Origin of the sequence: Streptomyces sp. NPDC019531 (assembly GCF_044903305.1) — a bacterium.
Classification (GTDB): Bacteria; Actinomycetota; Actinomycetes; order Streptomycetales; family Streptomycetaceae; genus Streptomyces.
The window spans coordinates 1-13557 of record NZ_JBJDQL010000029.1 but is presented as its reverse complement, the minus strand read 5'-3'; the positions used below and the strand labels follow the sequence as shown (position 1 = coordinate 13557).

The window sequence follows — 13557 nt, the reverse complement described above, 5'->3', positions numbered from 1 at the left end:
GTCACCTCTCGAGCCTGATGAGCAGTGGGAACTCGGGCCGACTCCAGCTGTGCGCGAACTCCACCGGCCCGACCCCCTCACTGTGGGTGAGCCGCGTGATGGCGATGAGCGGGGTGCCCGCCGGCACCTGGAGGAGTGCCGCCCACTCGTCGCTGGCCGCGGCTGCCGACACTTCCTGCTCGGCCCAGGTCAGCCGGATTCCGCAGCGGTCGGCCAGGGTCCGGTACAGGGACCCGCCGAGCAACTCCTCATCGGCGAGGGCGGGCGCCAGTCCGTAGGGGATCCAGGAATCCTGAATGGCGGCCGGCTGGCCGTCGACGACGCGCACCCGCAGCAACCGTATGACCTTCTGCCTGGGTTTGAGGCCGAGTCTGTCGCTGACCTCCGCCGGGGCGTCGGTGACCTGCCGGACGTGGACCAGGGTGTCGATGGTGGCGTCCCCGCGGCCGATGTCCTCGCTGAACGGTCCGAGAGTGTGCACCTTGCGGTAGGTGGCGTGATGCTCGGCCACGAACGTGCCCGCGCCACGGCGGCGGACCAGCAGGCGTTCGTCGGTGAGGCGACCCACCGCCTGCCGCACCGTCATTCTGCTGACGCCGTAGTGTTGCGCCATCTCACCCTCGGACGGCAGTCGGTCGCCAGGCTTGAGGGTGCCGCAGGACAGCTGCCTTGCGAGGTCACGGTAGATCACCTCGTACATCGGCAGTCGTGCCATGCGGTGCCTCCCTTTGTCGCGTGTTGCACCGGTTACGTGTTGCCTGCGGACGGCAGGATCCCATGCACCGGCCGGGCGGTGGGGACTTCGCCGCGCGCCCAGCCGACCGCGGCCAGGCTTGCGTCGCCGCGGCGCACCCACACGTCCAGGCCGATACGGGTCCGGGAACCGTCCCGCTCCACCTCGCGTACCGCTCCGGCGGCCTCGATACGGTCGAAGGCGCTCACGGGTCGCAGGAACTTCACATGCAGCCAGCCGGTCGTGAACCACTCCGCGCCGAACGCCCGGGTGAGCAGCTCGGCCAGATAGCAGACGAGTTGTTGTCCCTGGACGATCGGTATGGCAAGGCCGGCGGCACGTGCAGTGACGAGGTTGTCGTGGATGTTGGTGACGAACTCACCGATCCGGGAGAACACGGCCATCTGCTCGAACGTGATCTCCTTGTGCAGCGGCTGCAACCCCATGCCGGTCGTCGCCCCGCCGCCCAGACGCTCCGCGAGGGGCAGGGAGGTGTCGTATGTGTCGCTGACCCTGCGGCCACTTGCGCGACCTGCCGAGCCGCGGCCCGCCACCTCTCCGGGGGTGGTCCGCATGATCTCCACTCCGCGGTGGCGGACCAGCGTACGTCCGTCCTCGTCCCGGGCGTCGGCTTCCATGACGACGTAGCCCTGCCCCCGGCGCTCGTGCTTGTCCAGGTAGCGGCCGGCGAGTCGCACCCGCTGCCCCACCAGGACGGGCTGGTCGAACCAGAGTTCCTCCTCCGTGTGCAGCCCCACGACCTGGCTGGCCGCGTAGTGCAGGGTGAACAACTGGAGCAGGTCGTTGGCGAGCAGCCCGGCGTGACCGATGCGCGGGCCGTCCGGGCCTGTGCGCAGGTACCAGTCGCCGTGGTCGTCCTGCGTGAACGCGAAGCGCTTGACCTTCAAGTCGTCCACCACCAGGTCGATCGGGCCGAACTCCTCGGGGATGACGATCTCGTCGAACACCGGCGGTTTCAGACCCGCCTCGAGGTCCTTGTCATGGATGGCGCGGGACGGGTCGGTGAGGTTGCGGCCGCGGACCGCCGTGCGGTGCGTGGTCATCGCTCTGCTCCGTCCACGACGGCCACCGCGCGCAGCGGGGAGCCGGTGCCGTGCGCGATACGGAGCGGGAACGCCAGGAAGAAGGACAGCGGGGGCAGCCGGTCGAGGTTGGCCAGGTTCTCGATGATGAGCACACCGGCGGACAGCAGCACGTAGTGCGCCGGCAGTTCGCCGCGTCCGCCGTCGCCGCTGTCGAGGCTGACGCAGTCGGTCCCCACGGCCCGCACGGACCGCCCGCGCAGCAGCTCGGCCGTCTCCCGCGCGATGCCCGGCCAGTTCTCCAGGTGGGCGAAGCCCCTCTCGTGCAGGGCCCAGCGGGTGCGGGCCCACTGGAAGTCCAGCAGCACGATGTCCCCGGCCCGCAGCGGCCCGTGGCGTTCCTCCCAGTCACGCAGGGGCTGTGGGCCGACCATCGCGTCGGGCCCTGGCGGCGGGTCCAGGGTGACGGTCGCGCAGCGGCCGGTGAGCGCGGTCAGCGAAAGCTTCTCCACGCTTACGTCGGCGTGCGGGCCCTGGATCGGGAAGTGGCAGGGGCTGTCGACATGGGTGCCGGTGTGCTCGCCGAGCACGAGCTGGTTCATGCGGGCGACGTCGCCCATCGACAGCCACCGGTTCTGGAAGTACTTGGCGTGGGTGGGGTAGGTGGGCATGCCCTCTTCCAGGGTCCGGCTGAGGTCCACCAGGCGGGCACCGGCGAGCGCCTCGCCCAGTGCCTGGGGGGTCGTGGGATCGTGCTCTGCCGTCTGTGTCCGCATCCCGTCCTCCTTGGCGAAATCGCAGGATGTCGAGTGGTGTTCGTGCCGGGGGCCGGGGGGAGTGGTCCGGTCCCCGGGCGGTCGGGTGCGGGTCATCCGGTCCGCACCTGGCGGGTCTCCTGCCGCGCGACGAGGACGGCGATGATCAGTACGCTTCCGTTGAAGATGGGTTGCACCCAGAACGGCACTCCCAGCAGGCTCAGTCCGTTGAAACCGATGGCCAGCAGGATGATCGCGACCAGGGCGCCCAGGACGTTGTAGTAGCCGGGCCGGTAGGTTGCCACCCCGAGGAACGCCGCGGCATAGGCGGGCAGCAGCAGCTCCGGACCGTAGCCGGGGTTGGCCGAACCGGCTTGGGCGAGGGCGAAGTTGGCGGCGACTCCCACGATCAGCCCCGCGGCGGCGAAGGCGGTCATCCGCATCCGGTTGGTCCGGACACCGGCTAGGTAGGCCACGCGCTCGGAGCCGCCGATGGCGTACCAGAAGCGGCCGTGCGGGGTGTGCTCCAGTACGTAGAAGAGGATCACGGCGAGCAGCAGAGTCAGCCACACCGCCAGCGACAGGCCCAGGAAGTCCTCGGACGCCAGGGTCGTCACGGAGGACGGGATGTTCTCGAAGATGACCTTGCCGTTGCTGATGCCCTGGGTCCCACCGCTGAGCAGGATGCCGACGCCGAGGGTGGCGATGAACGAGCTGATCTTGAAGTAGACCGTCAGTACGCCGTTGACGAGGCCGACGAGCAGGCCGACGACCGGACCCGCGGCGATGATGAGCACCGGATTGCTGGTGTGCTGGGCCACGACGGCTTCGAGCATCACCAGGAACCCGATGAGATACCCGACGGACAGGTCGAACTCGCCGATGATCAGCGGCATCAGCACGGCGAGGGTCATGGTCGCCGTGACGGCCTGCACCAGGGCCACGTTCTGCAGATTGTCGGCCGTCAGGAACCGGTCGGAGGAAAGGGTGAAGGCCACCATGAGCAGGGCGAGGAGGACGAGCGTCTCGTAGCCGCTCACCCAGGAGAGCAGTCGGCCGGGAGTGAGGCGGTCGCGCGTGCTGCGGTCTGATGCCGGGGCGTCGATGTGCCGGATGGTCTTGTCGGTCATCACATGGCCTTCGTCATGAGGTTCTCGGCGGTCATGGTGGGTCCGGAGATCTCCTCGGCGACGCGCCCGTCGTGCAGCACCAGGACCCGGTCGCACAGGCCCGCCATCTGCTCAGGTTCGGTAGAGGTCATCAGGACGGCGATACCGCTCGCTCCTGCGTCGCGGATGGCGTCGAACATCACCTCGCGAGCGGCGGGGTCGACGCCGTAGGTGGGGTCGGCCAGGATCAGGACGCGTGGCCGCATGCGCAGCAGCCGGCCCAGGATGACCTTCTGCTGGTTGCCACCGGACAGTCGGCCGTAGACGGTTGCCGGATCGGTGGGCCGCACGTCGAGGTAGGAGACGACGTGCCGGATCGCCGTGCGCATCTCCGCCCGCCGGTGCCAGAATTTGCGTGCCTCGGGGAGGATCACGTTGTCGCTGACCGGCAGAGTATGGATGCCGCCTTCGCGGAGCCGGTCCGCGGGCAGGAACACCAGGCCGTGGCGGATCGCCACCCTGGGCGGCAGGGTGTCGGGCAACCGGTGTCCGGCAACCTGGATGGTGCCGCCGCGGCGCTGTTCGGCACCGGTGAGCAGTCGCGGCAGCTCCTCCAGGCCGCTGCCGCGCACTCCGATGACGCCTACGATCTCGCCCGGAGCGATGCTGAGGTCGAGTCCGTCGACATCGTGCCCGTGCAGGTCCCGCACGTGCATCACCGGGCCGGTCTTCGGCTGCGGCAGGGGGACGCCGTCACGGCCGCCGGCCTCGCGCCTCCACAGGGCGGTGATCCCCGCCCCGTCCTGGGCGGCGTGGGCCCCCGTCCCGGCGCGCGTTTCGCGGGCCGAGCGTGCTGCGGGGGCGGTGCCCCGCATGACCCGTATGATCTCGGAGCGCTCCACCTTGGCGGCGGGGCCCTCGATCATCACTCGGCCGGCGTCGAGGACACTGACCCGGTCCGCGTAGGCGAGTTCGGCCAGCCGGTGGGTGACGGCCAGGACCGGCAGGCCGCGGTCGGCGATGCCCCGCACGTGGTGGAGGAAGGGCTCGGCCTCGGCCTCGGGCAGGGCCGCGGTGGCCTCGTCGAGGACCAGCAGCCGCAGGTTCTCGCCGGCGGTGCGCACGGCGAGCTCCACGGTGAGCATGGCCCGCTCGGCACCGGTGAGGCGTCCGGCCAGTTCCCTGCCGCGCCGCTCGATCGACAGATCGTCGAGCAGCCGCTGGGTGTCCGAGCGGAGTCGGCGCCATGCGATCCGGCCGAACATGCCACGCGGGTAGCCGGCGAACAAGGCCACGTTCTCGGCGATCGACAGCCGGTCCACCAGCGGGGCTTCCTGGTGTACGACCCGCACCCCGGCCACTGCGGCGGCGGCCGGGCTCCATCCGCCGGTGACGTCCCGATCGTCGACAAGGATCCGCCCGGCGTCGGGTACGTACACTCCCGACATCACGCGGACCAGGGTGGACTTGCCGCTGCCGTTGGCGCCCAGCAGCGCGTGGATCTCACCGTCCTCAACGGTCAGGGAGACTTCGCTCAGAGCCGCGAACGTCCCGAACCGCTTGGTGACGCCATGCAGCGCGGCAGTCATCGGGCCTCACTTCCACAGTCCGTCGAACGTGCTCGGGTAGTCGAAGGAGGCGTGCCAGTCGGAGCCGGACTCGGGCACGTTGTCCTTGTCCAGCACGACGAAGGGCAGGTTCTCGCCGTGTGGCTCGGCCAATGGCTTCTTGGTGAGCAGCCGCGACGTCTGGTCGAGCATCGCGTAACCCATGTACCGGTTGTCGTAGGCGGCGTCAGCGACCTGGACCCGCGACTCGCGCACGAAGTTCAGGTTCTCCTGGCTGCCGAGCACACTGATCAGGCGGACCCGGTCGCCCAGACCGGCCTGGGCGATCGCCGGCACGACCGCTGCTGCCGCCGGGTCGTAGGGGATGAACACGTAGTCGACGTCAGGGTTGGACCGCAGGTAGCTGACGACCGACTGCGGCAGCACCTGGGCCACCTGGTTGCCCGTGAAGTAGCGCAGCGGCTGCACCGTACAGTCCTTGCACTTCTTCAGCTCGTCCAGCAGCCCCTTCTGCAGGGCCAGCACGGACGGAAACTCCTTGTCGGAGTAGACGACGATGTTGGCCTTGCCCTCGGAGTCGGCTTGCACCCACTGCGCGGCCTTCTTCCCGAGAGCGGCGTAGTCGGGGCCGACGTCGAAGGCGTAACCGAGATTGCTCCCCGTTGGCGTGATGCGAGGGTTGGGGGAATCAAGACCGTTGGATCCGGCGCCCACCGGCACGCCGGCCCGCTTCGCCGCCCTCAGCCCGTCCTGGACCGCGTTCGGGTCGATGGCGATGTTGAGGATGATTTTGGCGCCCCACGAAAGAGCATTGAGCATCTGGGCGTTCTGCTTGTCGGGCGTACCGCCGCCGTCGAAGACCCTGACCTGCCAGCCGAGCTTCTTCGCCGCCTGCTCGGCACCCGTGGCCGGTGATACGCAGCCGCTGAGGATGCTCAAGCAGGTGATGACGGCGACCTTCAGGTCCTTGGGCGCGGTGACCGGCTGGGTCGGGCCCTGGTATTGGGCGGGCGATTCGGTGGTCGCCGCACGGTGAAGGTCGTCCCACTGATCGGAGCGCGGACCGGCTATCGCGGCGGCGTTCTGGGCGTCGGCACCGGCACCGGAGGTGTTCTGTGCGGAGGAGCCGATCCCTGCGCAGGCGCTGCCCGCGGCGAGGACCGCTGCGACCGGAACAGCGAGGACGGAGTGGCGAATGCGTCGTCCGTATGTGGTGTTCATGATGGTGCGTCTCCTGCGACGAACGGATGGTGGATCAGGCGATCGCGACGGGCCGCACGGGCGAGCCGGTCGCGCCGGTGATGGGGAGAGGCAGGCACAGCAGCAGGAACTCGTGGACCGCCGCGGCGGCGAGCTCCTCGAGATAGACCCATTCCATGAGCGGGACACCGAGGTCGCGGATCAGGAGTCGGTGCACTGGCTGGGGTTCGCCCTCGACACCGGAGGGGGCGACCTCGACGGCCGCGGTGTCACTGCCGACAGCGGCCGGCTGGTGCTGGGCGAGCATCCGGGCACCGTCCAGGTCGAGCCCGGCCCCCTCGACCGCGGTCATGGCCTGGGTGTCCGGCCAGTGCTTCATGGTTCCGGTTCGCAGCAGCACCACGTCGCCCTCCCTGAGCCGCACGTCCTGCCGTGTCAGCGCCAGGGAGATCAGATCCTCGTCCACGTGCTGGTGGGGCTGCAGGGTTTCCTGCCCCAGCGCGCCGGGGGCGTCCACGAGGACCGCCCTGCACAACAGCGGTGGCAGCGTCGATGCGTCGTAGGTGAGGGGACCGTGGTCGCCGAGGTACTCGCGCGCGGAGTAGCCGCCGTACCATTCGTCGTTCTCCCCCGACGTGATGTGCGCCAGGGCATCGATGTGGGTGCCCGAGTGCGCGCAGAACGAGAGGATCTCGGAGATGAAGCCGAACCGGGAGGCGTTGTCCCCAAGCCACTCCAGGTCCCCCTGGGCACCCTGGGCGCGTTCCCCTGCGGGTGTTCTGAAGGTGAGGACCTGGAAGGGCGGGTGACCGGGCGCCAGCGGCATCCCCGGCCACCACCCGGAGGAGAGGTCGAACACGCGGCCCTCCCCTGCGAGGGGCAGAGCGGAGGGGCTGACGCGCAGGCCGGTGGGGCGGTGCGTCGGCGTGGTCACTCAGATCACCCCCAGGGACTTCAGGCGGGCGATCTCCTCTTCGGACCGTCCCAGCAGCTGCCCGTAGACGCGGTCGTTGTCCTCGCCCACCAGGGGCGGTGCCTTGCGCACCGACCCGGGAGAGACGTTCATCTTGATCGGGATGCCGGGCAGACGGAGAGTGCCCAGTGCGGGGTGGTCGACGTCGAGCATCATCTCCCGCGCCTTGATCTGCTCCGATTCGACGACTTCGGGGATCTCGCTGACCTTCCCGAACGGGATGCCGGCCTCCCCGAGGACCTGCGCGATCTCGTCGCAGGGGCGGCTCTTGGTCCAGGCGGCGACGGCTTCCTCGAGTTCCTCGATGTTCGCCATGCGGCCCGGAACCGAGGAGAACCGCTCGTTCTCGGCCAGGTCCTGACGTCCGATCGCCCGGCACAGCCTCGGGAAGAGGGGGTCGGTCCCGGCGTGGATGTAGACGTAGCCGTCGGCGGCCGGGAAGACGTTGGCAGGTCCGGTGAGCAGGTCGCGGGATCCGTTGCGCCGGGGGCGCTCACCCAGCATGGCGTAGGCGCTGGGCCGGGTTCCCAGGGAGGCGAACAGCGCGTCCAGGGACGCCACGTCGACGTGCTGTCCCTGCCCGGTGCGGTCCCGGTGCAGCAGGGCGAGCATCGCGCCCATCGCGCCGTGGAATCCTGCGATGTAGTCGGCGATGTACGTGCCCGTCAGGGTGGGCTCACCGTCCGGCGGACCGGTCAGGCTCATCAACCCGGACGTGGCCTGCGCGATGGCATCGAAGAGGGCGCGGCGCGCGAGCGGTCCGGTCTGCCCGAAGCCGGAGATGGACACCAGGATGACCCCGGGGCGCAGCTCCTCCTGCCGCCGGTAGGGCAGGCCCATCGCCTCCAGGGTCCCGGGACGGTAGTTCTCCACCACGATGTCGCTGCGCCGTACGAGGTCCTCCAGCAGCGCCATCGCTTCGGGTCGCCGGGTGTCCAGCGTGGCCCCGAACTTGTTGCGGTTGTAGACCATCGTGTAGATGCTGTGCTGCCGGTGGAACGGCGCGTGCTTTCGGGCGTCCTCCCCGCTGGGCCGCTCGATCTTGATGACCTCGGCGCCCATGTCGCCGAGGAGTTGGCAGCACAGAGGCCCGGCGATGAACCGCGACAGGTCCAGCACCCTGATTCCGTTCAGCGCCCCGGGGACGACGGTGTCGCGGGTGGTGCTGTCGGTCATGATCAGCCCTCCTCCGGCTCGTAGGGTCGGAAGGCGGGATACGTCCAGGCGTTGACGCTCTGGTCGATGGGGACGTCGAAGAGGGCGGGAGACCGACCTTCCAGGGTTTCCCCGACCCGCTTGGCGAGCTCTTCCAGGCCGGTGGTCCGCTCGGCCGGCAGGCCCAGACCGCGGGCGACCCAGGCGTAGTCCGACGGCCCGAAGTCCACGCCGATGGTCCGGTTGCCGTAGTGGACGATCTGTTCCTGGCGGATGTTGCCGTAACCGGCGTCGTTGAGCACGACAACCGCGACCCGGCCGCCGACCCGCACCAGCGTCTCCAACTCGGCCAGACTCATGCCGAGCGAACCGTCCCCGACCAGGGCCAGTACGGGGCGTCCGGGATCGGCCACGACGGCCGCGACGGCGGCGGGAACGGCGAAGCCCATGTTCCCGAAGCCCACCGGCTTGATGTAGCTGCCCGGCTGCCGGATCTGCCACAGGTACGACCACACCCCGGGATTCCCGGCGTCCGGGATGAGCAGTGTCTCGTCGGGCGCGGCCGTGCGCAGCCGCCGCACGACCTCCGCGGGCGACAGGCCGTCCCCTCCCGCGGTCGCCTCGACGGCGGCCGGTTCCTGCCACCACAGTTCCTCGGCCCGCTGCAGCTCGGCTATCCAGGGGGACCGGGTCGCGGACAGCGCGCCGGCGCGGTCGGCCAGCAGACTGACAAGTTCCTCCAGCGTGGCCCGGGCGTCCGCGACGACCCCGGTCGTCCGGAGGCCGTAGTTGCGGCCCAGCATGGCGGGGTCGACGTCGATCTGGATCACATTCGGCAGCTCCATGTGCCACCGGGAGGTCGAGACGGCGTTGAGGCTGTTGCCCACCGCGAGAACCAGGTCGGCGTCGGCCATGACACGGCTGGACAGCCGTGTGCCCATCCGGCTCAGCGCGCCGAAGACGAGGGGGTGTGTGGTGGGTACGCTGCCGATGCCGTTGAACGTCGTGAGTACCGGTATCCGCAGTGACTCGGCCAGTGCGAGGGCGGCCTCGCCCGCACCGGAACGGTTGCAGCCGTTGCCGAGCCACAGCACCGGGCGCTCGGCCTGCGCGAGCCGTGTGGCGACATCGGTCAGCGCGTGGACGTCGGCACGTGGGCGCTGGACGACCCACCGGCACATCGGGTGCTCGTCTTCGGGCACGGCTGCGTCAGCGTCGGCCACGGGCCCCTCGATCGTGTCCCGGGCGAAGTCGAGGTGGGCCGGTCCGGGGTTGCCGGACATGGCATTCAGATAGGCCTCCTCCACGGCCTGACGCAGTGCCCCGGCGTGTGCCACCAGGCGGCTGTACTTGGTCAGAGGGCGGAAGAGCTCGACGTGGTCAGCGTTCTGCGCGTCGTCCCGGTGGATGTTCTCACCGGCGTTGTTGCAGGTCAGGACAAGTACCGGGCTTGAGTCACGGACCGCGCCACCGATCCCGGTGAGCAGGTTGGTCGCACCGGGGCCAGTGGTCGCCAGGCAGACCCCGGGAGTCCCGGTCAGCCGGCCGTAGGCGTCCGCCATGACAGCTGCGGCGTTCTCATGGCGTGCGGTGATGAAATCAATCGCCGACGAGGCCAGGATTGCGTCCGTGATGGCGAGTGTCTGACCCCCGGGCACTCCGAAGACCTTCCGGATGCCCAAGGACTCCAGCATCCTCACGACCAGCTCGCCACCGGTGATCGACCCAGACATGACCATTACCTTCGCTTCGCCCCATATGACAGGAATCTATCTAGTTGTCTAGATATTTCCATTGAGGTGATGCGGCGCGCGGTTGTCAAGAGGAAGTAGGGCAAGATATCCGATGACTATTAAATCGCCCAAGATGGACACCAGCGGTGGCACTCCTGCCGGTGCCGAGCGGGACGCAGATTCGGCTCGCCACCGGGGTGCGGCTGCGTGGTGAGGATGAGCCAGGCGCGTGTACAGCCGGACGACAGGGCGGTCGGGTCGAGGGTGCCGAGGGCAGCCGCAGCGAGGCGGCTGTTTGCTGCGATCCGGTCGAGGATGTGGTCGACGCGGGCGCGCAGTTCAGCCAGTTGAGCCAACGTGTCCAGGACGTCCATGCGCCCGTTGTCGTTGAGTTGCCACACCGCCCCCGCCCGGACTTTCACTGGTAGCGGTTGGCCGGTCGCTCGGTCGATGGGCAACCGGGCTCCGGCCAGGCCGATGATTGGCGAGCCGGTTGTGGCCGACGCGCCGGAGCCGTCGGTGCCGGTCGCGGACAGTTCACCCGTTCCCGTTTCTGGTGCACGGCCAGCCGCTTGACCTGCTCGCGCGCGGCCCGCAGGTGACCGATCGTGAAGTTGAGCGCGAAGACGGTACCCAGTGCCGCGGCCACGCCGACGAGGAGGGCCAACCTGCACCCAGGCCACCTTTCCCCGGGCGAGGCGCATCCAGACGATCTGCCCCGGCGCTGCGACAAGGCCGAGCAGCGCATGTCATCTATGCCCTGAGGCCACACACGACATAGCCAATAGCCACGAGCGCATGAGCGTCCAACTTCGGCCATGCAGACCCTCGTGGACCCGGTCATCGAGCAGGGGCGATGCATCGCCACCCGCTACGAGAAGGCAGCAACCATCTACCCGGCCGGACGTCACATCGCAGGCATCTTCGTCTGCCGCCCGGTGATCCAAACGAAGGTTCGTAGAGAAATTTGTGAGATGTCAGCCCTCAGCGAACAGCTAAAACGGCCTCTGACCTGGGACTTTTAGTGCATCACCAGAACCTGCTCCCCACCATAACGTCACGTACGTCCTGTACATTTTTTACAGACAGCCGCGCCGCGAGTGAGGGGTATGCCATGACCCGACCGACCGCCCGTTACGTCCTGCCCGAGTTCCATGAGCGCACGAGCTTCGGGCAGAAGACGATGGATCCGTACTCGAAGCTGCTGGAGGAGCGGATCGTCTTCCTGGGCACGCAGATCGACGACACCTCGGCGAACGATCTGATGGCGCAGTTCATGTACCTGGAGTACCAGGACCCGGACCGGGACATCTCGCTGTACATCAACTCCCCCGGCGGCTCGTTCAGCGCGATGTCGGCGATCTACGACACGATGCAGTACGTCAGTTGCGATGTGGAGACGACGTGCCTCGGGCAGGCCGGCTCCTCCGCGGCGGTGCTGCTGGCGGCGGGCGCCCCGGGCAAGCGCTCGGTACTGCCGGGCGCCCGGGTGGTGATCCACCAGCCCGCGCTGAGCGAGCCGGTCCAGGGACAGGCCAGCGATCTGGCGATCCAGGCCGACGAACTGATCCGGGTCCGGTCCCGGTTGGAGGAGTTGCTCGTCCGGCACACCGGGCGCAGCCCCGAGCAGGTGGGCGAGGACATCGAGCGGGACAAGATCCTTGACGCACAGGGCGCGCTGGACTACGGCCTCGCGGACGCGATCGTCCCGAGCCGCAAGTCGTCCCGCACCACGGGCGCGAGGTGAGCCGTAGATGGTCCCGGACCTTCCACCACTGCCCGCGCTCACGCGGGCCGAGGGCGAGCTGATCGACCGTTATCTCGACGTGGTCGACCTGCTGGGCCGGATCAACCCCGCCCGATACGGCGACACCTACGGCGGACTGCGCGCGGCGCAGGCGCTGGTGAGCAGGGCGGCCGAGCTACGGGACGCGCTGGTGCTGATGCATCGTCGGGGCGAGCACGAAGTGCACGGCGACACGCTGGCACGGGCCCTGAGGGTCCTGGACGGCGAGCGGCGCACGGCCAGGGTCACCGTGCCGCGGAGCCCCGACAGTTGACGTGACGTCCGGAACGGAGTCGAAACGGACCAAACGGCGTACCCCCTATTGGGGGAGAGGCGGCTCCTGTTTCACGACCGTTGGGGTTGCGCAACGCGAGTGGGACCGGAGCGGAATGAGTGGTTCCTGTGCTGGTCCGGGGCTCCTTGGACCCCGGACGGCCCTTCGAACAGTCAGGTGTCCACCCGAACGGGTGAGTGGTGAGTAACACCACAAATCCCCGGTTCCATTGGGTTTTTTGGACTTCTTTGCGTCAAGATCCGTGTCTGACGACAAGCCCCCGCCGCAGCGGCGGGGCGGTCCGGGCGGACGCTGAGTCCTGCCGCCGCCCGGATGACCGGTCGACAGATGTGGATCGGCAGGAGTGGAGGACCCAAGCACGACGGGTCGCCGGGACGGTCACGCCATGACCGGGCCGAGCAGCCCTTGGGGTGAAGCCGCGTCAGCGGCCGGGCAACTTCGCCAGCCCGAATCCGACAGGTCATCCTTCACAGGCGGCTGACGAAGGGTTGCGCATGTCTGCGCTCAATCGTGTCCCGTCGCTGATGGTCCGGGCCGGTACGGCCTCGGCACTCACCCTGGCCGCAGTGGGCGGCTCCGTCGTGATCCCGGGTGTCGCCTCCGACGCCGCGGCCGCGACGCCGGCGACGAAGGCACTCAAGGTCGCGGCCTCCAAGAAGGGCTCGCCGTACCGGTACGGCGCCACGGGGCCGCACCGCTTCGACTGCTCAGGCCTCACGCTGTACTCGTTCAAGAAGGCGGGCAAGAAGCTCCCGCGCACGGCGGCCCAGCAGTACAACAAGACCCGCCATATCTCCGCGGGCAGCCGCAAGGCCGGTGACCTGGTGTTCTTCCACTCGGGTTCGTACGTCTACCACGTCGGTATCTACGCCGGGAAGGGAAAGATCTGGCACGCCCCGAAGACCGGGGACGTGGTGCGACTGCAGAAGATCTGGACGAGGAGCGTCTGGTACGGCCGGGTCAAGTGACGCCCCCGAGGGGACGGCGGCGACCTGACTTCCCGCCGCCCCCTCGGGCCTCCCGGGACGCGTGACACGGGCCCAGGTGGTTACCAGCACCGACCCGGTGAACGCGGCTCGTGGTGGACGTGACGACGGGCCGGGCCGGCGGAGTTGCCACGGGGTCGGCGATCCTCCTGGTGTGTCCGGGCCTGTGGTGGCTGCTCCCCCGTCAGGTGCGGCGGGCGGGCCGCGCCGAGGAAGGCGGC

Annotated in this window: 14 protein-coding genes and 1 riboswitch; of the genes, 4 read left to right on the top strand and 10 right to left on the bottom strand. The window is 69.1% G+C overall.

Features of this window, described 5'->3' with window-relative positions; translation table 11 throughout:
• Position 1: 1 nt before the first annotated feature.
• From ACI2L1_RS28700 to ACI2L1_RS28655, 10 genes are all read right to left on the bottom strand, one after another.
• Complete coding sequence (locus ACI2L1_RS28700) at positions 2-715, bottom strand: GntR family transcriptional regulator (RefSeq protein ID WP_404742276.1); 714 nt, start codon at positions 713-715, stop codon at positions 2-4.
• A 32-nt stretch (positions 716-747) separates the two neighbouring features.
• A complete protein-coding gene (locus tag ACI2L1_RS28695; protein WP_404742275.1) occupies positions 748-1797 on the bottom strand; it encodes a hypothetical protein in 1050 nt (349 codons plus the stop codon).
• Positions 1794-2552: a cyclase family protein gene (locus ACI2L1_RS28690; protein WP_404742274.1), complete on the bottom strand. Its 759-nt coding sequence runs from the start codon at positions 2550-2552 to the stop codon at positions 1794-1796. Before ACI2L1_RS28690 ends, ACI2L1_RS28695 begins: the two co-directional genes overlap by 4 nt.
• A 92-nt stretch (positions 2553-2644) precedes the next feature.
• The gene (locus tag ACI2L1_RS28685) at positions 2645-3661 is read right to left on the bottom strand and encodes an ABC transporter permease (RefSeq protein WP_404742273.1); all 1017 of its coding nucleotides are present in this window, start codon (positions 3659-3661) and stop codon (positions 2645-2647) included.
• Positions 3661-5229: an ATP-binding cassette domain-containing protein gene (locus ACI2L1_RS28680; RefSeq protein ID WP_404742272.1), complete on the bottom strand. Its 1569-nt coding sequence runs from the start codon at positions 5227-5229 to the stop codon at positions 3661-3663. Before ACI2L1_RS28680 ends, ACI2L1_RS28685 begins: the two co-directional genes overlap by 1 nt.
• A 6-nt stretch (positions 5230-5235) precedes the next feature.
• Entirely contained in the window at positions 5236-6429 is a 1194-nt protein-coding gene (locus ACI2L1_RS28675; protein WP_404742271.1) for a sugar ABC transporter substrate-binding protein, read from the bottom strand.
• Between the two features lie 34 nt (positions 6430-6463).
• Positions 6464-7342 carry a cyclase family protein gene (locus tag ACI2L1_RS28670; protein WP_404742270.1) on the bottom strand — a complete coding sequence of 293 codons (879 nt, stop codon included), beginning with the start codon at positions 7340-7342 and terminating at the stop codon, positions 6464-6466.
• The gene (locus ACI2L1_RS28665; RefSeq protein ID WP_404742269.1) at positions 7343-8557 is read right to left on the bottom strand and encodes a CaiB/BaiF CoA transferase family protein; all 1215 of its coding nucleotides are present in this window, start codon (positions 8555-8557) and stop codon (positions 7343-7345) included.
• Between the two features lie 2 nt (positions 8558-8559).
• Positions 8560-10269, bottom strand: coding sequence for a thiamine pyrophosphate-binding protein (locus tag ACI2L1_RS28660; RefSeq protein WP_404742268.1), 1710 nt, complete (start codon positions 10267-10269; stop codon positions 8560-8562).
• 119 nt (positions 10270-10388) lie between these two features.
• Complete coding sequence (locus tag ACI2L1_RS28655; RefSeq protein WP_404742267.1) at positions 10389-10643, bottom strand: hypothetical protein; 255 nt, start codon at positions 10641-10643, stop codon at positions 10389-10391.
• A 444-nt stretch (positions 10644-11087) separates the two neighbouring features.
• Here ACI2L1_RS28655 and ACI2L1_RS28650 point away from each other — a divergent pair, with 444 nt between their 5' ends.
• The 4 genes from ACI2L1_RS28650 (at position 11088) to ACI2L1_RS28635 (ending at position 13318) form a co-directional block, all read left to right on the top strand.
• Positions 11088-11294: a hypothetical protein gene (locus ACI2L1_RS28650; protein ID WP_404742266.1), complete on the top strand. Its 207-nt coding sequence runs from the start codon at positions 11088-11090 to the stop codon at positions 11292-11294.
• 89 nt (positions 11295-11383) lie between these two features.
• A complete protein-coding gene (locus ACI2L1_RS28645) occupies positions 11384-12016 on the top strand; it encodes an ATP-dependent Clp protease proteolytic subunit (protein WP_404742265.1) in 633 nt (210 codons plus the stop codon).
• Between the two features lie 7 nt (positions 12017-12023).
• Positions 12024-12329 carry a hypothetical protein gene (locus ACI2L1_RS28640; protein ID WP_404742264.1) on the top strand — a complete coding sequence of 102 codons (306 nt, stop codon included), beginning with the start codon at positions 12024-12026 and terminating at the stop codon, positions 12327-12329.
• 332 nt (positions 12330-12661) lie between these two features.
• A riboswitch (cyclic di-AMP (ydaO/yuaA leader) is annotated at positions 12662-12841 on the top strand.
• Between the two features lie 3 nt (positions 12842-12844).
• The gene (locus tag ACI2L1_RS28635) at positions 12845-13318 is read left to right on the top strand and encodes a C40 family peptidase (RefSeq protein ID WP_404742263.1); all 474 of its coding nucleotides are present in this window, start codon (positions 12845-12847) and stop codon (positions 13316-13318) included.
• Positions 13319-13557: the final 239 nt, after the last annotated feature.

Bases quoted from the DNA above. Each gene is read 5' to 3' on its own strand.
- ACI2L1_RS28700 (WP_404742276.1), bottom strand. From the start codon at position 715: ATGGCACGACTGCCGATGTACGAGGTGATCTACCGTGACCTCGCAAGG.
- ACI2L1_RS28695 (WP_404742275.1), bottom strand. From the start codon at position 1,797: ATGACCACGCACCGCACGGCGGTCCGCGGCCGCAACCTCACCGACCCG.
- ACI2L1_RS28690 (WP_404742274.1), bottom strand. From the start codon at position 2,552: ATGCGGACACAGACGGCAGAGCACGATCCCACGACCCCCCAGGCACTG.
- ACI2L1_RS28685 (WP_404742273.1), bottom strand. From the start codon at position 3,661: ATGACCGACAAGACCATCCGGCACATCGACGCCCCGGCATCAGACCGC.
- ACI2L1_RS28680 (WP_404742272.1), bottom strand. From the start codon at position 5,229: ATGACTGCCGCGCTGCATGGCGTCACCAAGCGGTTCGGGACGTTCGCG.
- ACI2L1_RS28675 (WP_404742271.1), bottom strand. From the start codon at position 6,429: ATGAACACCACATACGGACGACGCATTCGCCACTCCGTCCTCGCTGTT.
- ACI2L1_RS28665 (WP_404742269.1), bottom strand. From the start codon at position 8,557: ATGACCGACAGCACCACCCGCGACACCGTCGTCCCCGGGGCGCTGAAC.
- ACI2L1_RS28660 (WP_404742268.1), bottom strand. From the start codon at position 10,269: ATGTCTGGGTCGATCACCGGTGGCGAGCTGGTCGTGAGGATGCTGGAG.
- ACI2L1_RS28655 (WP_404742267.1), bottom strand. From the start codon at position 10,643: ATGGACGTCCTGGACACGTTGGCTCAACTGGCTGAACTGCGCGCCCGC.
- ACI2L1_RS28650 (WP_404742266.1), top strand. From the start codon at position 11,088: ATGCAGACCCTCGTGGACCCGGTCATCGAGCAGGGGCGATGCATCGCC.
- ACI2L1_RS28645 (WP_404742265.1), top strand. From the start codon at position 11,384: ATGACCCGACCGACCGCCCGTTACGTCCTGCCCGAGTTCCATGAGCGC.
- ACI2L1_RS28640 (WP_404742264.1), top strand. From the start codon at position 12,024: ATGGTCCCGGACCTTCCACCACTGCCCGCGCTCACGCGGGCCGAGGGC.
- ACI2L1_RS28635 (WP_404742263.1), top strand. From the start codon at position 12,845: ATGTCTGCGCTCAATCGTGTCCCGTCGCTGATGGTCCGGGCCGGTACG.